General features: G+C 67.2%; 13 protein-coding genes. 9 read left to right on the plus strand and 4 right to left on the minus strand.

Annotated elements, in window-relative coordinates:
• Both KPL74_15955 and mutM read left to right on the plus strand, forming a co-directional pair.
• Complete coding sequence (locus tag KPL74_15955) at nt 1-489, plus strand: DUF4340 domain-containing protein (protein QWT19231.1); 489 nt, start codon at nt 1-3, stop codon at nt 487-489.
• A 103-nt stretch (nt 490-592) separates the two neighbouring features.
• Entirely contained in the window at nt 593-1405 is an 813-nt protein-coding gene (mutM, locus tag KPL74_15960; GenBank protein QWT19232.1) for a bifunctional DNA-formamidopyrimidine glycosylase/DNA-(apurinic or apyrimidinic site) lyase, read from the plus strand.
• 6 nt (nt 1406-1411) lie between these two features.
• On the opposite strand, the gene KPL74_15965 is transcribed toward mutM, so the two are convergent.
• Together KPL74_15965 and KPL74_15970 are read right to left on the minus strand one after the other, a co-directional pair.
• On the minus strand, nt 1412-2185 hold the full coding sequence (locus tag KPL74_15965; protein ID QWT19233.1) for a hypothetical protein: 774 nt from the start codon (nt 2183-2185) through the stop codon (nt 1412-1414).
• On the minus strand, nt 2182-2835 hold the full coding sequence (locus tag KPL74_15970) for a thymidine kinase (protein QWT19234.1): 654 nt from the start codon (nt 2833-2835) through the stop codon (nt 2182-2184). Before KPL74_15970 ends, KPL74_15965 begins: the two co-directional genes overlap by 4 nt.
• Nucleotides 2836-2985: 150 nt before the next feature.
• Here KPL74_15970 and KPL74_15975 point away from each other — a divergent pair, with 150 nt between their 5' ends.
• A complete protein-coding gene (locus KPL74_15975) occupies nt 2986-4980 on the plus strand; it encodes a UvrD-helicase domain-containing protein (GenBank protein QWT19235.1) in 1995 nt (664 codons plus the stop codon).
• Between the two features lie 3 nt (nt 4981-4983).
• Here KPL74_15975 and KPL74_15980 read toward each other — a convergent pair whose 3' ends face one another.
• Both KPL74_15980 and KPL74_15985 read right to left on the minus strand, forming a co-directional pair.
• Entirely contained in the window at nt 4984-6003 is a 1020-nt protein-coding gene (locus KPL74_15980; protein ID QWT19236.1) for an AI-2E family transporter, read from the minus strand.
• 50 nt (nt 6004-6053) lie between these two features.
• Nucleotides 6054-7070 carry a hypothetical protein gene (locus KPL74_15985; protein QWT19237.1) on the minus strand — a complete coding sequence of 339 codons (1017 nt, stop codon included), beginning with the start codon at nt 7068-7070 and terminating at the stop codon, nt 6054-6056.
• Nucleotides 7071-7215: 145 nt separating this feature from the next.
• Here KPL74_15985 and KPL74_15990 point away from each other — a divergent pair, with 145 nt between their 5' ends.
• From KPL74_15990 to KPL74_16015, 6 genes are all read left to right on the plus strand, one after another.
• Entirely contained in the window at nt 7216-8130 is a 915-nt protein-coding gene (locus KPL74_15990; protein QWT19238.1) for a hypothetical protein, read from the plus strand.
• Between the two features lie 261 nt (nt 8131-8391).
• Nucleotides 8392-9360, plus strand: coding sequence for a hypothetical protein (locus KPL74_15995; GenBank protein QWT19239.1), 969 nt, complete (start codon nt 8392-8394; stop codon nt 9358-9360).
• A 17-nt stretch (nt 9361-9377) separates the two neighbouring features.
• A complete protein-coding gene (gene plsB / locus KPL74_16000) occupies nt 9378-11996 on the plus strand; it encodes a glycerol-3-phosphate 1-O-acyltransferase PlsB (GenBank protein QWT19240.1) in 2619 nt (872 codons plus the stop codon).
• Nucleotides 11997-12001: 5 nt separating this feature from the next.
• Nucleotides 12002-12748 carry a bifunctional demethylmenaquinone methyltransferase/2-methoxy-6-polyprenyl-1,4-benzoquinol methylase UbiE gene (gene ubiE / locus KPL74_16005; protein ID QWT19241.1) on the plus strand — a complete coding sequence of 249 codons (747 nt, stop codon included), beginning with the start codon at nt 12002-12004 and terminating at the stop codon, nt 12746-12748.
• A gap of 138 nt (nt 12749-12886) precedes the next feature.
• Nucleotides 12887-16228, plus strand: a complete 3342-nt coding sequence (locus KPL74_16010) for a hypothetical protein (GenBank protein ID QWT19242.1) — start codon at nt 12887-12889, stop codon at nt 16226-16228.
• Nucleotides 16229-16424: 196 nt separating this feature from the next.
• Nucleotides 16425-19349, plus strand: coding sequence for a hypothetical protein (locus KPL74_16015; GenBank protein ID QWT19243.1), 2925 nt, complete (start codon nt 16425-16427; stop codon nt 19347-19349).
• Nucleotides 19350-19413 lie beyond the last annotated feature (64 nt).

Genomic DNA, 19413 nt, shown 5'->3' on the forward strand with positions numbered 1-19413 from the left:
ATGCGCGCGCGGCTCATCGGCATCGTCGTCGTGCTCGCGCTGGTCGGTGCGGTCGCTTGGCAGATCTTTGCCGACCAGGCCGACGCGCAGGCGCATACGCTCACCGCGCTCGATCCGGCCGCGGTCAGCCGCGTCGCCATCGACATGAAAGGGCTGCCCCCGCAGCAGTTCCAGCGCCAGGGCGACGGCTGGAGCGGCAACGACCAGGGCCGCCCGGCCGAACTCGCGCAACTGGCGGCGACGCCGGTGGCCGAATGGAAGCCCGCCCGCGATTTCGATCTCGCGAAGCTGGGCCTGTCGCCACCCATCGCCGTCCTCACCCTGGACAACGTCCGCATCGAATACGGCGACATGGCCGCGCTGGGCCGGCAGCGCTACGCACGCGTCGGCGACCGCATCGCCTTCATCCCCGCCGAAGCCCTGCCCCGCGCGCCCCGCACCCAATCCCTGCCCACCCAGCTAAAACCCACCTCCGCCTCCCCCCTGTAGGAGCGCGCCCGCGCGCGACCGAGACACCAAATCCCTCCACCCATCGCTGCCAACCAACCCCACCCCGGCTTGCCCCAGCCCACCCAACCCCCACATTTACCCCATGCCCGAACTCCCCGAAGTCGAAACCACCCGCCGTGGCATCGCCCCGCACATCGAAGGGCGTCGCATCACGGGCGTGGTGCTGCGCCGGCCCGACCTGCGCTGGCCGATTCCGCCGGAAGTGCAGGCACTGCTACCGGGCCAGGTCGTCGAAAGCGTCGACCGGCGGGCGAAATACCTGCTGCTGAACACCAGCGTCGGCACCGCGCTGCTGCACCTGGGCATGTCGGGAATGCTGCGCGTGCTGCCGTCGGACACGCCGATCGCGACGCACGACCATGTCGACATCGCGTTCGAAAACGACCGCGTGCTGCGCTTCACCGATCCGCGCCGCTTCGGCGCGCTGCTCTGGCAGATGCCCGGTGAAACCCACGAACTGCTCAAGGGCATCGGCCCGGAACCGCTGACCGACGCGTTCGACGGCGAGCGCCTGTTCCAGCTTTCGCGCGGGCGATCCGCAGCGGTGAAGACCTTCATCATGGACAACGCGGTGGTGGTCGGCGTCGGCAACATCTACGCCAGCGAGGCGCTGTTCGCCGCTGGCATCGACCCGCGACGGGCGGCCGGCAAGGTATCGCGCGAACGCTACGTACGGCTCGCGCAGGAGATCAAGCGGATCCTCGCCTACGCGATTACCCGCGGTGGCACGACCCTGCGTGACTTCCTCGCGCCCGACGGTGCGCCGGGGTATTTCTTCCAGGAGTTGTCGGCCTATGGCCGCGCGGGCGAACCGTGCAAGGTGTGCGGTACGCCGATCCGCGTGGTCACGCTGGGACAGCGGGCATCCTTCTGGTGCCCGCACTGCCAGCGCTGAGGGACGTCAGTCCGCCCAGCGCATCGCCGCGTGGGAATTGTTGAAGCGCGGATCGCTCTCGTCGCCGGCGAGCGATACGGCCAGGCCATTGGTGAGGCCATCGACATCGATCACCTGCCCGTCGACGAAGTGCGAACCGAGCGCACCGAGTTCGACGAACTGTTCCGCCAGCGCACCCATGCGGTCGATCTCGCGATCGGGCACGTTGGTGATGCTGACATCCGGGCGGCCGAACTTGCGCATGCCGCGCGTGCGGATCCACGAGCGACCCTTGGTCTCTTCCGGGCTGCACAGGATCAGCACGTGGTGGCGCGGCGGCGCACCGCCGGCCACAAGGTAGTGATCGCGCCAGCTGGCGGCGTCGAAGAGGGTGAGGATCTGCGGATCCACCACCACCTTGCCGCCGACATCGGTGAGGCCGGCGACCACGGCCAGCGTGTCGCGCAGGTAGTCGAGCTTCTCGCGGTCCGGGAAACGGCCGCGGATCACCATCACGTGCGGGGCGTCCTTCGCCGCCTTGAACGCTTCGGGGTTGTCTTCCTGCAGCAGCTCACCCAGCGCACCGGTCAGCGGGTAGCCCTCCCAGCGCGCCAGCACGGCGTTCTGCATGCTCTGCATCTCGACGCCATCGGGCAGGCCGGGGCTGCCGTACTTCGCGGCGGGAATGGCGACATCCGTGGGGAAGCTACCGAAGACGAAGAACAGCAGCACGCCCTGCTCGTCGCTGGGCTGCCAGTAGGGGCGCGGCCATTCGGCGGCAGGGGTCGTCGTATTGATCACGCGTCGTGTCCTTCGGTGGGTTCGCTTTCGCCAAGGGGCAGCACCGGCTGTTGCAGCTCGATGCGGCCGTCGCCCGCGGTGATCGTCTTGAACTCCGCGCGGCTCACCGAGACATAGCGGTCGTTGCCGCCGATCTCAACCTGCGGGCCCTGGGTCACGGCCCGGCCGTGTTCATCCACGCGGACCACCATGGTGGCCTTCTTGCCCGAATGGCAGATCGTCTTGATTTCGTCGAGGTTGTCGGCCCAGGCCAACAGGTAACGGCTGCCCTCGAACAATTCGCCGCGGAAATCGGTGCGCAGCCCATAGGCCAACACGGGAATGCCCAGGCGGTCGACCACGTCGGTGAGCTGCCAGACCTGGTTCTTCGTCATGAACTGGGCCTCGTCGACCAGCACGCAATGCAGCGGCCCGCGCGATGCGATGTCGCGCTCGACGATGCCAAAGATGTCTTCGTCGCCCGCGAAACGCATGGCCCGCGCCTGCAAGCCGATCCGCGACGCCACCACGCCCTCGCCATAGCGATTGTCCAGCGCCGGCGTGAGGATCAGCGTCCGCATGCCGCGCTCATGGTAGTTGTGGGCGCTCTGCAGCAGGGTCGTGGTCTTGCCGGCGTTCATCGCCGAATAGTAGAAATACAGCTTGGCCATGCGGGTTTCCGGTTGCGACCGGGCATTTTAGCGAATCCGGGCAGGGCCGGGTGGGGCCCGGGCGACCCCGTCGCCCGCCCGCGCCGCACCCGCCAGCCCAGCCTGCTACCATCGCCCCCTTCGTTCGCCCGCCCTTCCCGGCCGATCCCGATGCTGAATCCGCAACAACACGCGGCTGTCGAGTACTGCGACGGCCCCCTCCTCGTGCTCGCTGGCGCCGGCTCCGGCAAGACCCGCGTCATCACCGAGAAAATCTCGCACCTCATCTCGCACCGGCACCTCGCCGCCGAGAAGATCGCCGCCATCACCTTCACCAACAAGGCGGCGAAGGAGATGCGTGAGCGCGTGGGCAAGCTGATCTCGGACGAGTCGGCGCGGGCGCTCACGGTGTGCACGTTCCATGCGCTGGGCCTGAAGTTCCTGCAGATCGAGCACGAGCGCGCGCAGCTGCGCCGTGGCTTCTCCGTGCTGGATGCCGACGATAGCGCCAACATGATCAAGGAGCTCTCGCCCAAGGGCGTGAAGCCCGACGTCATCCAGGGCATTCGCAACCTCGTGGGCAAGGCGAAGAACGCTGGCCTCACCCCCGACGAAGCCATGGCGGCGGCGCGCACGGCGCGCGAGATGGAAGCGGCGACGATCTACCACCTCTACCAGCAGCGGCTGGCCGCCTTCAACGCGGTGGATTTCGACGACCTCATCCGCCTGCCGCTGACGATCCTGGAAGCCGACGACGACGCGCGTGCGATCTGGCAGGAGCGCCTGCGCTACTTGCTGGTGGACGAATACCAGGACACCAACGACGCGCAGTATCGCTTGCTCAAAGCCATCGCCGGGCCCAAGGCCCGGTTTACCTGCGTCGGCGACGACGACCAGAGCATCTACGCGTGGCGTGGCGCGAATCCCGAGAACATCGACCAGCTCGGCCGCGACTATCCGCACCTGCGCGTTATCAAGCTCGAACAGAACTACCGCTGCGCGAAGCGGATCCTGCGCGCGGCGAACAAGCTCATCGCCAACAACCCGCACGTGCACGAGAAGAAGCTGTGGAGCGACCACGTGGAAGGTCCGCCGATCCGCGTCATCGAGTGCAAGGACAGCGACCACGAGGCCGAAAAGATCGCGGGCATCGCGGCGAGCCTGCATGAGAAATACAAGGACAAGGGCTGCCGCTGGGATGATTTCTGCATCCTCTACCGCGGCAACTTCCAGGCCCGCCCGATCGAAAAGGCGCTACGCCTGGCGCGCGTGCCGTACCACCTGAGTGGCGCCCTGTCCTTCCTGGACCGCGCGGAAGTGAAGGACATCCTCAGCTACCTGCGCCTGCTGACCAACCCCACCGACGACGCGGCGTTCCTGCGCATCGTCAACGTACCCCGGCGCGAGATCGGCAGCACGTCGCTGGAGAAGCTCGGCGAGATGGCCCAGCAGCGCAACGCCTCGTTGCTGGATGCCGCGCGCAGCGACAGCGCGCTGAAGAACATCTCCGCGCGCCCTGCTTCCGCACTGGCCAGCTTCGCGCGTCTCATGGATGAACTGCGCAGCCACGCCGTGCATGAAAGCGCGGCCGACCTGGTCTCCACCGTGGTGGAGAAGACCGGTTACGGCGCGCACATCGCCGCCACGACCACCGACGAGGCCCTGCGCGAACGTCGCCTGGCCAACCTGCGGGAGTTGATCGACTGGTTTCGTGCCATGGGCCGCGACGGGGGCCGCACTGGTGACATTGCCCAGCAGCTGGCCTTGCTCAGCCATGCCGATCGTGACGATCCGGGCAATGCGCTGCGGATGATGACCCTGCATTCCGCGAAGGGGCTGGAATTCCGTTTTGTGTTCATCGTCGGCTGCGAAGACGGCACGCTGCCGCACGAGGGCGCGATCGACGAGGGTCGCCTCGACGAGGAGCGCCGGCTGATGTACGTGGGGATCACCCGCGCCAAGGAAATGCTGACGATGTCGTTCTCGGCGAAGTCGCGCAAATACGGCGAGATCCTCAATAACGACCCGAGCCGCTTCCTCGACGAACTGCCGCAGGACGACCTGCACTGGGCCGGGCAGAATCCCGAGGCGGATGCCGAGGTGAAGAAGGAAACCGCCGAGTCGCACATGGCGCGGATCCGCGCCATGCTCGCCGGCCAGGGCTAGGCGCTAGACCAGCCGCTCGGCCTCGAGTTCGCTCTTCAGGTAGGCATAGTAGATTGGGCCGGCCACCAGGCCGGCGATGCCGAACGCCGCTTCGAAAACCAGCATCGCGGTCAGCAGTTCCCAGGTGCGCGCACGGATCTGTCCACCGACGATCCGCGCATTGAGGAAGTACTCGAGCTTGTGCACCACGATCAGGAAGCCCAGCGCCGCCACGCCTACCCAGAGGCCGACGGACAGCGCGGCGATGGTCACCAGCGTGTTCGAGATCAGGTTGCCGACGACGGGAAGCAGGCCGACCAGGAAGGTCAACACCACCAGGGTCTTCGCCAGCGGCACGTGGATGCCGCACAAGGGCAGCGCCACGAGCAGGAACGCCGCGGCCAGCGTGGTGTTGATCGCGGAGATCTTCAGCTGGGCGAAGATGATGTTGTGGAAGGCCTCGGCCAGGCGCGAGGCACGGACCGACAGCTCGAATGCGAGCGGGCGGCTGGGCCGGCCACCGCTGCCGTGCGACACCGCCACGATGGCACCGAGCACCAGGCCGATGAGGATGTGGGCGAACACGCGTGCCGCGGTGGTGCCGACCAGTTGCAGGTCACCCGCGTGCTCGTGTGCCCAGCCCATGCCCTGCGAACGGAAGTCGGCGAAGCTGTCGGGCAGGTGCGTGGTGATCCACGCCGGGAGCTGCTCGTGCGCCTTGGTCAGCAACGGCAACAGCTTGTCGTCCCACAGCGCCTGCGGGTCGCCGAGGTCATGCCGGTAGAACTCCAGGGTGGCGACGACCAGCAGCACGATCGCCCCCACCACGACGACGGTCACCACGCCCACGGCGATAAGCCTTGCCCGCTCGCCGGGAATGGCGCGGCGGATGAACGGGGTCATGCCCTCCACCACCTCGTAGACCAGCAGGCCGGCCAGCAGGGCCGATACGAGGTGAAGCATCAGCACGCCCCAGAGGGCGAGCGCGGCGAGCACGTAGCTGGCAAGGCGGACGGCGCGCGCACTGAACGGCGTGCTGACCATGGCGGAGCTCCTGAAGGCGTGGGCGGATTCCAGCAGCCGGGCGATGAACGCTAGATCAAGCGCTCGGCTTCCAGTTCAGCCTTGACGTAGGCGTAGAAGATGGGGGCCGCCACGAGGCCGGGCAAGCCGAAGGCCGCTTCGAACACCAGCATCGCCACCAGCAGCTCCCAGGCCCGGGCACGGATCTGGCCGCCGACGATGCGGGCGTTGAGGAAGTATTCGAGCTTGTGGATCAGGATCAGGAAGGCCAGCGCACCCAGGCCGACGTAGAGGCCAACCGACAGGCCGACGATGGTGATCGCCGTGTTCGACAGCAGGTTGCCGATCACCGGCAGCAGGCCGACGATGAAGGTGATCACGATCAGGGTCTTGGTCAGCGGCAGGTGCTGGCCGAACAGCGGCAGCACCACCAGCAGGAAGATCGCGGTGAAGAACGTGTTGACCAGCGAGATCTTGATCTGGGCGAAGACGATGTTGTGGAAGGCGTCGGCAAGGCGCGCGCAACGCAGGCCAAGCTCCGATGCGAACGGGCCGATCTGGTGGGTCGGGCGGGCCCGGCTGAGCGCGACGAACGCGCCGAGGATGAGCCCGAGGACGATGTGCACGAGCACGCGCGCCGCTTCCTTGCCAGCCAACTGCAGGCCCACCGCATGCGTGCGGATCCAGTCGAGCGCGGTGATGCGCAGCGAGTCGACGCTGTCGGGCAACATCCCGACGATGGTGGGCGGCAACTGCTGGCGAGCACGCTCGACCATGGGCATCAGCTTGTTCTGCCAAAGATCGGTCGGGTTGCCGATCTCGTTGCGGAAGAAGCTCACCGCGCCCAGGATCAGCAGCGTCAACAGGCCGACCACGACGACGCCGACCAGCGCGACGGCGAGGATCCGCGCACGCTCGCCCGAGATGCGGCGGCCCATGAGCGGTGCGACCGAGACCACGACTTCGTAGACCAATAGCCCGGCGAGCAGGGCTGGCAGCAAACGAAGGAGCATCACCAGCAACAGGGCAGCGCCCGCGAGGATGTAGCTGGCAATGCGCACCGCGCGGGTCCGGTTTTCTGCGTCCATGGACGGGCTCGTCGTGGGTGAGGCCGCAGTCTGTCAGTACACGGGGTAGAAGTGCCATAGGCGTGCCGCCGTCGTCACCCTGTCGTAAACTGCGGCCACAATCGCCGGCCCTCGGGCACAGGCGCCCGATATTCCAGGGGAATCCATGATCAAGTTCGCTCCGGCAGCCCTCGCGGCCGCCCTCGTCCTCGCCGGCTGCGCGTCGGCCCCGAAGGCCCCGGTGGCTTCGGCACCCGTCGCCACGACCGCCGCGACCGCGGCTGCCGCACCGGCCAGCGGCCCGGCTGCCGACGACAACCTGAATGCCGTGCTCTGGTCGCAGACGTCCAACGAGCACGACTTCATCTACATCCAGGCCTATCGCGACGCGCAGGAGAAACTTCTCAAGGCGAAGGCTGACCCCACGTGGGACGCGCTGGCGAAGGACGACCGCGCCGCGCACGCATCGCTGAAGGGCCTCAAGCCCGCCGTGGTGCTCGATGTGGACGAGACCGCGCTGGACAACTCGCCCTACCAGGCGCGCCTGATCCGCTCGGGTGGTGAATTCAACGAGGCCGACTGGGCCGCGTGGTGCCAGGAAGGGATCGCCAAGGCGATGCCGGGCGCCGTCGAATTCACGAAGTTCGCCGCCGAGCACGGCATCGCGGTGATCTACGTCTCCAACCGCGCGAAGGACCTCAACGACGTCACGCTGGAAAACCTGCGCAAGGCCGGCTTCCCGGTCGCCGGCAAGGAAAGCTTCCTCGGCCTGGGAACATTCGTCGAAGGCTGCGAGCAGGCGGGCAGCGAGAAAGGCTGCCGTCGCCAGCTGATCGCGGGCAAATACCGCGTGCTGATGCAGTTCGGCGACCAGATCGGCGATTTCGCCAACGTCTACGGCAACACCGCCGAGGGTCGCGCCAAGGCCATGGCGCCCTACACCGCGTGGATCGGCGAGCGCTGGTTCGTCCTGCCGAACGCCACTTACGGCAGCTGGGAACCCGCGCTGTTCGATAACGACTACACTCTGCCGCGCGAGGAACGCCGCCAGAAGAAGATCGACGCGCTGCGTACCAAGTAAAAACATACACTTAGGCATGGTTTTGTGACGTATTGCTTTAGCAATGTCGTCCAACTATCATTGCCTCGCCGAAACCCGCGGTGCCGAAAGCAAAGCGGGCAAGGCCATTTCCCTTACCGGCTTCGGGCCGGATAACCCCGTGAGACGGTTCGTCTCCGGGGTTTTTCTTTATCCAGCGCCCTGATACATGGGCCGCTACCCCTTGCCCACCAACGGCCGCCCCCGTACGCTCCCCTCCCCAGTTGCGCCCGGATGACGTCCATGCCCCGCATTCCATCCAAGGCCTGCCTGCTCTTCCTCGGCATCGCATTGCTCGCTGGCTGCAACCGGCACAAGGAAGTCACGGGTACGCCCGGCGGCGGTTCGCCCGAAGACGCGACGCGCGATTCGCTTGAGCTGATCCACCAGGGCAAGTTCGACCTGTTCTGGCAGCACGCGCTGCCACCGGCGGACTTCGCGGCGCTGAAGGCCGACTGGCCGAAGCGCAACGCGGCGGAGGAGCCGATCAACGACGACGACCGGGCAAAGTTCGCCAACGGCGTGAAACGCCTGACCGAGCCCGACGCCGAGAAAAAACTGTTCGTCGACCTGCGCCCCACGCTCGTCCGCTTCGATCGCGATTACAAAGACCAGATGCCGTTGATCTCGGGCATGGCCCAGTCGATGGCGCTGACGGCGATCGAGCAGTCGAAAGACCTGAGCATCCCGCAAAAGCGGCAATTGCGTGAGGCGGTCAACGTCATCGCGCCCTGGACGCAAACCGTCGCCTGGGGCGACCAGGACAAGGCGCGGCGCGCCGTGGCCATCGTGGTCGACAGCGCACGCAACGCCCACCTGTCGACGCCCGAGGCCATGCACACGATGGACTTCAACCAGTCCATGGCGTCGTATACGGCGATGTGGGACGGCCTGAAGAAGCTGCTCGACGTCTACGGCCTGTCGCTGGACAAGACCTTCGACTCGATCAGCATCGACACCCTGGAAAACACCGGCGGCACGGCGCACGTCAAGATCACCTACACGATCCTGGACAAGCCGATCCAGACCGACGCGACGCTGGTGATGCTCGATGGGCGCTGGTACGACAGCGACCTGCTGCAAAGCGTGCGCAACCAGCACGTCAAGCTCAATCCACCGCCCCCGGCGAGCAGCGCGCCTGCGCCCGCCGCGAGCAATGCCGCACCGCCGCATGACCCCGTCGCGCCCGTCGCAGCCGCCAAGACCCGCTAACGCCGTACAATCCCACGATGTCCGATATCCCGATGAGTGCGGATCCGCACGTCCACGTCGCCCGCTCCCCCTGGTGGTTCAAGCTGCTGGGGCGCGTGCTCGAGCCCTGGGTGCGCATCAAGCGCGAACCCGCGGAGCCCGCCACGTTGCTGAAAAGCGGCGCCGCGGTCTGCTACGCCATTGAACGTAACGGCACCTCCGATGCCCTGATCCTCGAGCGCGCCTGCCGCGAGGCTGGCCTGCCCAGCCCGATGCAGCTGCTGGACCTGCCCGGGCGCCGGCGCCGCTCGGTGTTTTCGCTGAGCCGCCGCCATGGCTGGCTGTTCGGGCGTACCGATTCGCGTGGACCCAAGGAGCCGATCGGCCAGCTCATCCGTGCGCTGGAAGACGACCCGGAGCGCGACATCCAGGTCATCCCCGTGTCGATCTATGTCGGCCGCGCGCCGAACCGCGAAACCGGCTGGTTCAGCGTGCTATTCGCGGAAAACTGGATCGTCGTCGGTCGCTTCCGGCGCATGCTGGCACTGCTGCTCAACGGCCGTGACACGGTCGTGCACTTCTCCGAGCCGGTGTCGCTGCGCAAGGTGCTGTCCGACTCGCAAGGCCTGGCCAGCGAGCGCCTCACGCGCAAGATCGCACGCGTGCTGCGAACCCATTTCCATCGCATCCGCGCCGCCGTGATCGGCCCCGACCTGTCGCACCGTCGCACGGTGGTGGACTCGGTGCTCAACGCGCAGCCCGTGCGCGATGCGATCGCCGCCACGGCGAAGAAGGAAAACCTCTCGCAGGGCAAGGCGGAGCGTCGCGCCCGCGACTTCGCCCTGGAGATCTCGGCGGACTATTCGCACCCTGTCGTGCGCTCGACTTCGTTCCTGCTCTCCAACTTCTGGAACAAGCTGTACGACGGCATCGCGATGCACCACTTCGACAAGGCACGCGCCGCGGCGCCGGGCCACGAAGTGATCTATGTGCCATGCCACCGCAGCCATACCGACTACTTGCTGCTGAGCTACCAGCTGCATCATTCGGGCGTGGTGCCGCCGCACATCGCTGCGGGCGTCAACCTCAACCTGCCCGTGGTCGGGCCGATCCTGCGGCGTGGCGGCGCGTTTTTCCTGCGGCGCAGCTTCAAGGGCAATGCGCTGTATTCGGTGGTGTTCAACGAATACCTCGCGCAGCTGGTCGATCGCGGCGTGCCGCTGGAATACTTCATCGAAGGCGGTCGCTCGCGTACCGGCCGCCTGCTCGCGCCGCGTGCCGGCATGCTGGTGATGACCGTGCGCGCCTTCCTGCGCGCGCCGCGTCGCCCGGTGCTGTTCCAGCCCGTGTACATCGGCTACGAGAAGCTGATGGAAGGCAACTCCTATGTCGGCGAGCTGTCCGGCAAGCCGAAGGAGAAGGAATCGCTGATCGGCCTCATCCGCGGCCTTAAGGTCCTGCGCCAGCGCTACGGCCACGTCACGTTGAACTTCGGCGAGCCGATCGCGCTGACGCCGATGCTTGACGAAGTCGCGCCCAGCTGGCGCGAGACGACGACCGATGCCGACGTCAAGCCCGAGTGGCTGAACGGCATGGTCGACGACCTGGCCGAGAAGATCCAGGTCAATATCAACCGCGCCGCGGACGTCAATCCGATCAACCTGCTGGCACTCGCGCTGTTGGCGACGCCCAAGCATGCGATGGCCGAGAACGACCTGCTCGCACAGCTCGAGCTCACCAAGGCGATGTTCCACGAGCTGCCCTATTCCGACCGGGTGACCATCACCGCGATGAATCCGCAGGGCATCGTCGCCTATGGCGAGCAGATGGGCTGGATTCGCCGCGTGCGCCATCCGCTGGGCGACGTCCTCGTCACCGAGGGCGAGCAGGCGGTGCTGCTGTCCTACTTCCGCAACAACGTGCTGCACCTGAATGCGGCGGCGGCGTGGGTCGCGGCCTGCTTCCTCAACAACCGGCGGATGTCGCGCTCGTCGGTCATGCGCCTGGGCAAGATCATCTACCCGTTCATCCAGGGCGAGCTGTTCCTTGCCTGGGACGACGATGGGTTCGCACGCCAGGTGCAGGAGACCATCGAGTTCTTCGTGCGCCGCGGCATCCTCGAATCCTCGTCGGAAGGTCGTGTGCTGGAGCGTGGCCCGGGACAGGACGACGGCGCCTACCAGCTGCGCGTCATCGCCCGGAGCATGTTGCAGGCGTTCGAGCGTTATTACATCGCCATCGCGGCGCTGGTGAAGAACGGTCCGCACACGATGTCGTCGGGCGAGCTGGAGACAGCGTGCACCCTGACTGCGCAGCGGCTGGGCATGCTCAACGAACTGTCGGCGCCGGAGTTCTTCGACAAGGCGCTGTTCCGCGGCTTCATCCAGAAACTGCGCGAAGCGAAGGTCGTCTGGACCGACGAGAACGGCAAGCTGGATTTCAGCGATGCGCTGGAAGACATGGTGCGCGATGCCCGCGTCATCCTCGCCCGCGAGGTGCGTCACTCGATCCTGAAGATCACGCCGGGTGGCGACAACGAACGCGATCTCGATGCGCGTCCGCCCAGCGACCCGGGCGAGACTACCGCCGAATCACTGCATGACCGCCACGTGGCGAACGAGAAGCACCGCCACCACGACGAACACCAAGGTAACTGAGCGCCATGGAAAACAAGACCACCCATTTCGGCTTCCGCGACGTGCCCGTCGGTGACAAGCAGAAGCTCGTCGGCGAAGTGTTCACCTCGGTGGCACGCAATTACGACCTCATGAACGACCTGATGTCGTTCGGCGTGCACCGCCTGTGGAAACGCCACTTCGTGGCCGTCAGCGGCGTGCGCCGTGGCGATCGCGTGCTCGACCTCGCCGGTGGCACCGGCGATATCGCCGCCCTGCTCAAGCCCGTGGTAGGCGAGGAAGGCGAGGTGGTGGTCGGCGACATCAACGCCGCGATGCTCGGCGTCGGCCGTGACCGCCTCACCGATCGCGGCCTGGTGGCCGGCCTGCGCTGGGCGCAGATGAATGCCGAGGCCCTGCCGTTCCCCGACAACAGCTTCGATGCCGTCACCATCGCGTTCGGCCTGCGCAATGTTACCGACAAGGACAAGGCGCTGGCCGACATGCAGCGCATCCTCAAGCCGGGTGGCCGCCTGCTGGTGCTTGAGTTCTCGAAGGTGCAGAGCCCGCTGCTGTCGAAGCTGTACGACGTGCATTCGTTCAAGATCCTGCCGCGCCTGGGCAAGCTGTTCGCCAATGATGGCGACAGCTACCGCTACCTGGCCGAATCGATCCGCAAGCATCCCGACCAGGGCACGCTCAAGGACATGATGCTGGCCGCTGGCTTTGGGCACGTCGAGGTGCGCAACCTTACCAATGGCATTGTCGCCATCCATCGCGGCTACAAGCTTTAAGTTTCCTCGGACATCGATGTAGGCCTGGGCTTACCCATAGTCAGGCCGACATCCCCATCCGGGCGGGGAAAAGCCGGGCATACCCCATCTGCGCTTGTCCGTACCTTGGCGGCTCCTCAACCGCCAAAGGATGGCCACTTGGATATGCTCCCGCCGCAGGCACCGCCTGCCCATGTTTCCACACAGGAAGCTGCCGCCGTCGCGGCACTTCGCCGCCTCACCGATGCACAGGGTTGGCTGCTCGCCCAGCGCGAGGCCATGCCGCTGCCTCCCGACACGCCCCTCGCCGGAGGCGAAGCCGGTTACCTTGCCGCCTTCGATGCCAGCATGTCGGCGCCGGTCAGCACGGCCCCCGGCAGCGCGCCACTCCCGCTGGGCGAGGCCGTGGCGCGCACGCTTGCTAACGTGATGAGCGACGAAGCCACGCTGCGCGGCCTCGATCGCACGCTCGATGCCGAGGCAGTCCGAGCCATCCGTGCCTGGCTCGCACAACCATCGGCTGACACCGGCGCCGCGCGAGCATCGTGGATCCATTTCGGTGCGACCCGCTACGCCGGTGCGATCATGCTTGAGTTCGTGGCGCAACCCGGGACCTGCTGGCTCTTCATGCCCGATGCCGGCTGGGAATCCTTCGAGTCGCGCGATCGCCTGCATGCGGTACTCGCCGCACGCTTCCGCGAGCGCCTCGCCCAGGTCGATACGCTCCCCGGCATGGCCGACGAGGCGATGCGCCGCGCGGTCGAAACGGGCACGGTGGGCACCGTGCCGGCCAGCGGTGACGTCCTGGGCACCATGGCGGCGGATATCGTCCGCGTGCAGCGCGACAAGGCCGCAGCCGCCTGGCAGCACTACAACGCGGGTTTGCTTTCCTCCAGGGGGCTGGCCGATGCGCTGAACGCCGCCCGGGCGTTGCAGCACGTGCTCGATATCGACCAGATCCTCGCCCGTCGCGAGCGGCTGCTGTTCGCCGCTGCCCAGCAGGAACGGATGGCACGGGTACCACAGGCGGTCGCACAGGCCTGGCAGGATGCCTTCCAGGGCTACCGCTCCGCCATGCAGCGCGCCGAACACGCCGTGCTGGAGGGTAACGAACCGATCCCGCCATCGCTCGGCGACTACGCCCGTAGCCAGTTGCGCTCGCGCCTGCGGGCCGCGAGCCTGGCCGAGGAGCCCGACGATATCGAGGTGGAGGTTCGCGAGACGCTTCCACCCTCGTCGGTGCTGGCTTATGTGATGCGCCTTGCAGCGCCCACCGAAAGCCAGCACATGGGTCTGCTGCAGGCAGCGTATGGCAATGTGCAGGATATCGTCGGGGTGCGGCGCAAGGATGGCTCGCCACTGTCGGGCACGCTCAGCGCAGGTGCCGTCACCGCCATGGTTCGCGGGATCGATCTTTACGAGCAATACCCCGCCTATCTGCATGCACGCACCCATGGCGGCCTGCCGTACGACATCGCCCGGAATGCCCTGCGTTTCGCTGCCGCCGATGCACGGACTGCCTACTACATCGCCGGCGAGCCGCCTTCGTACATCGACGATCGCGAGCAACGTGGTTACCACATGGTGGACGCCGTGGTCGCCTCGCCTTCGCCCACGGGTCGCCGGCTCGTCGGTGGCCACGCCATCGTGGCGCACCAGCTCACGTATCGCGATGCGGTGCTGGCCGACGTGGTCGTGTTTGGCGTAGCCGATCCGCGTTCGGCACCGCGCATCGTCGCCTGGACGCCTGGCGCACCCGATGGCAAGGAGCTGCGCGAGTTCGAAAGCCGTGCGCAGATGGCGTCGGATTTCCTGCATGCGCCGCAGTTCGAGCGGTACCTGCTGGAACGCCTGCCGCTGGATATCGCCGTGACCGACGGCCACGGCGCGCCACGCTTCGATACCAGCGGAACACGGCTATCCAGCTGGGTGTTCGGCCAGGGTGGCACGCAGGGCACGCGCACCGAAGAGCCGTTCGGCGAGCGCGTAGTCACCGGCGACGTCTTCACCACGCTTGGAGAGACATCCACCTACCAGCTCGCCCGCGACGCACGCTGGCTCACCCGCTCCACCGCCGCGGCCGATCGCGAGCGCGCGGTAGCCCTGGCTCGCTCGGTGCTGGGCACGCTCCAGCCGGCCGGCGGCGTGGCCGAAGAACTCGCCACGGATATCGTACAAGCCGTACCACGCATGCTCGGCAATGCCTGGCGCTTCTACGACGCGGTGAAGGCAGGCGACGACACCGAAGCCTTCCTCGCCTTCGTCGATGGCTACAAGGCGTTCCTCGCGATCGCACCCGTGCCGCGCGGCGCATCGCCGGTCAGCCAGGCCTGGGTTCGCGCCACGCGCGGTCCCTCGCGGCTGGTCGCAGCGGGCGTGCCGCTGCGCCCTGCCGATACGCTGTTCGAGCAGCGCTTCGCGGCGCGCGGCGTGCGTGCGAGCCAGGCTTCCCGCGTCGAAGAAGGTATCCACCTCATCGACGGCAAGCGATACATCGAGCAGGGCGGCCAGTTCTATCGCGTGCACTACGATGAAGCCATCGCGGGTTGGCGGCTGCTTCGCGAGGGCGCGCTCGACAGCACGTTCACCGGGCCTGCCATCGATCGCCTGCCTGGGGGAACATGGGGTTACCGGCAAGACGTCGGCCTGCTGGGGGGCAGCGGGCGTGGGCGTAGCCGTGGGCGTGGCCGCGGCCTCCGGCCGGAAATTCGCCCTGCGCCGGAAGCGCACGCGACCGTCACGACGACGAGCCGCCAGCCGCCTGGCGCTCCACCCGAGCTCATCAGCGTGCTGCAAGATCCGCTCAGCATCCATCCCGATGTAACGGCGCTTTCCTCAGGGCAATTGGACACACTCTGGTACGAACTCCGCGTGCGCACTCCCGACGACGCCGAAGCCGTGCTTCGAGCAATGGCGAACCGGGACCCGGCGGCTGCCGCGACGATTTCCTCCGCCAACCGGGCCCACTGGCATGACTCGGTCCGCGTTGCCCGTTCGCGCCCCGCCATTCCCGTCTCCACGGGCGCCCCGGGCCTGCCGGTCGACCTCTCCGTGCCACGCATGGAAGGGATGGAACGACTGCGTCCGGAACAGTGGCCCGCGGAGCTCTGGTACTACTCGGATAACTTCGACCCCGCGTTACCGGTGCACCCTTACCTGGATATTGGCCAGCAGCGCCTGGCCGCACAGATCACGGGCGTGCCGCTCATCACCTTCGCCCCGAACACGCCCGTGGAGCTTGCGCACCCGGCGTGGCGCGGCGCCGTGGCGCGAAGCGTCCAGCTCAACCATCGGCTCACCAACGTTCGCATCGACATGCACCGCCTGCGCGCTCGCCTGACCGCAGCCGGCCGCCCGGCGTTCGATCTCTACCGGATCGTCGGCGGCGATGGCAGTGCCATGGTGCTTCGCCCCGCGGTCACCGTGCTCGATCCCCTCGGGTCACGCGCGGTGCCGCTGGGGCCAGGCGATTTCACCCTGAACCTGCCCACTGCCCCGTGAGGGGGGCGCCAGGGAGTGCCACCACGGCACCCCCTGGCGCCGCGGCGGCATGCTGCCCCTCTAAAAGCAGCGTAAGCGCAACCCTACGAACGCCTACGGCCGTTGCTGACGTCGCATGGCGACATGATCGGCTTATTGTCATGGGGCGCCGCCCGTATCTTGTCCAGACCATCAACCACACGGACAAGAGACGCATATGGAAATGCAACCGCCGCAGGCGCCGCCTGCGTACGTTGATACGCAAGGACCCCAGGCTACGGCCATCGCCACCCGCCTGCGCGCCGTCGAAACCTGGCTCAACGCGCAACAACAGCAACAGCCGCTGCCCGTGATCGCGCCGGGTGACGCCGCACGCGATACCTTCCTGGCCGCGCTGGAAGCCTTCTGGCAGCAGCCCGTTCCCACAGCCCCTGGCGCCGACTTCCGACCGCGCATCGCGGTACTCGCACGCCACCTTGCCGCCATCCTTCGCGACGACGCACTGTTGCGCCAACAGCAAGGCACGCTCGCCGACGATGCCGCCCGGCTCGCTGCCCAGGTGGCCCGCAGCGCAGACGCGCCCCTGCCCACCGGCATTCGCGTGCGTGAACTGTTGCTGGGCGACAGCGTGCTCGCTGGCGCCCTGGTCGCCGAGGGGCCCGGCGGCCCGCTGGCCTTCCTGCCAGAGCGCGGGTGGCGGCAGTACACCTCCATGGATCACCTGCACGCCGACACCGAGGATTGGCTGCGCCATGTGCTGGCCCTGCGCGCCACGCTTCCTGGTGCACGCGACAGCGCGGTGGAACAGGCGGTCACCGAAGAAACCATGATCGCGTCGCGCGACATCGGCGTCGAAGGCACGTTCACGACACTGGCGCAGGGCCTGGTCGCCATGCAACGCCAGCAGGTCATCGATGCCTGGAGCGATCCTTCCCACGGCACCACGCCGGTGTCGATCGGCGATGCCGTCTCGGCAGCGCTCGACCTACACGCCAAACTGGGCCTGCCCTACCAGCAGCAGGATCGCGATGCCCTGCACGGCCATGCCCAGCAAGAGGCAAGGCTTGCAAAGGTACCGCGCGACGTGGCCGAGGCGTGGCGCGTGGCCGCCAACGAATTCCGCATGACGCTCGACCAGGGCATCACCGACGTGGGTTCGCAGGGCACGCCTGATCTCCCTGCCGTTCCGGACGACAGCCGCTCGCCCGAATCCGTAAGCCGCTATCGCGATGAACTGATCGCGCTGCTCGACCCTGCTGGCGATGCAAAACCGCGACGCGATGCCTCCGCGCGACTGAGGCGCGCGCAACCGCGCTTGAACGCCGTCGACGCGCGCCTGTCCAACTACATCAGCGACGAGCCGGCGGCGTTTATCAGCGACCACGCCGAGCGCGGATACCGCTGGCTCGAGGCGGTGGTCGACAGCCCCGAGGCCGCCCATCGTCGCAAGGTCGAGGGCCACGATATCGTCGCGCGCCAGCTCACATACCGTGGCGCCGTGGTCGGCGACGTGCTCGTCGTCGGTGCGCGTGACCGCCGCAGCGTGCCGCGCGTGGTGTTCTATACACCGGGCGCACCGGATGGACGCTTCGTGCGTGAATTCGACGATGCCGCGCATGCGGCACGCGAGTTCCTCTACAACCCGCGCTTCGAGAGTTACCTGCTCGATCGCCTGCCGGCATCGCTCGCCACGGCCGATGCGAACGGCGGCATGCATTTCGAGATACCCGAAGGTACACGCAAGCTGGCGTGGATCCTGGGCCAGCCGGGGAGGCAAGGCCAGACACCCACCGCAGAGCCTTTCGACGAGCGCGATGTCACCGGCGATGTGTTCGCGGTCCTGCACGATACCGATATCTCGCGCATGGTGAAGGATATGAGCGACCTCGAGGACTCGCTGCGCGCGAACCGCGACGCGCCGTTGTGGCAAGGCGTGGCACGCGTGCGCGACGCACTGACACCCGGAAACGTCCTCGTGCGTGAAACCATCGCAGGGGCTGATCGCGGATTGCGCGCGATGTGGCGCCTGGGCGATTCGATCCGCGCAGGCGACTACAGCCAGGCGGCTATCGACGGTGCCGAGGCGTATACCGGCTTGCTCAATCTCATGCCTGTCGCCCAGGGCGCCAGCCGGCCCGCATCTTTTGCCCGGATGTTCCTGGGAGGCGCGACACGGGTGTCGCCGGCATCCGCGACCACGACTAACGCGCGGCTTTTCGACAATCGCTATGCCGCCACAGGCGTCGATCTGGCAAACGCACGCATCGATGCGCGCGGCCTGCATCGCGTCAACGGGCGGGCCTTTATCCGGCAGGAAGACCGGGTGTGGGAAGTGCGTTTCGATTCGGCAAACGACACCTGGCGGCTGGTACGCCAGGGCGCCGCTGACGCCCAGTGGAGTGGCCCGGCCATTCAGTGGCGCGGTGAGGCGTGGCGACTGCGCAGGGATGTCGGCTTGCGTGGCGGCTGGAACGAAGCGAACCGCCTGCCTCCCGAGGGCCCAGGCACCCATGTGATCAGGTCATCGGATATGCCCGACGCCTTCACGATGAACCAGCGCCTCGAATTCCGGCGCACCCTGCGTGAACGCCTGGGCGCGTTGGGAGCGGAGGAGCTCCTGTTCGATGTTGCCTCGGCGGGCGGTGTCCGCCCCGTGGGCGCCGCCCGCGCCCAGGCGTGGCGCGACGCCCTCGCCGCCGGGGCGCGTGCGCCGCTTGTCGGGCCGCCCGTCGCGCCCGCCTATCGGCTTGTCCTGGAGTCACCCTGGCGCGAGGTGCCACTACACGAATGGCCGGATTCGGTCTGGTACTACGGGCCGGGATGGTCAGGCCCCTCGCTGGAAAACGGCCACACCCTTTTCGCGCCGGTAGTCCGCGCGCGGGGCGCAGGGGCAAGGGGCGTGGTCACCACCAGCGTGGATCCCGCGGTGTATGCCAGCCGGGGCGGCAGGGTACCCACCCACGGGGCCATCGAGATCCACCTGGACACGCTTCGCGGACAGCGCCAGCCGAATGGCTACGCCCGCTTCCGGCTCTTCGTGAACAACGGGCGCGGCACGCCCAGCTACATCCTGCGTCCTAACGCCGCCGACCCAGGCGTCGCCATGGTCCTTCGAGGCAACGAATTCACCGTCATCCGCTAGACCGGCCCGGGTGGCAGGGGGACGCCCCTGCCACCCGGTGGCATACTTCAGCTTTCCCCCCCAC

This window comes from Bacillus sp. NP157, from assembly GCA_018889975.1.
Taxonomy (GTDB): Bacteria; Pseudomonadota; Gammaproteobacteria; order Xanthomonadales; family Rhodanobacteraceae; genus Luteibacter.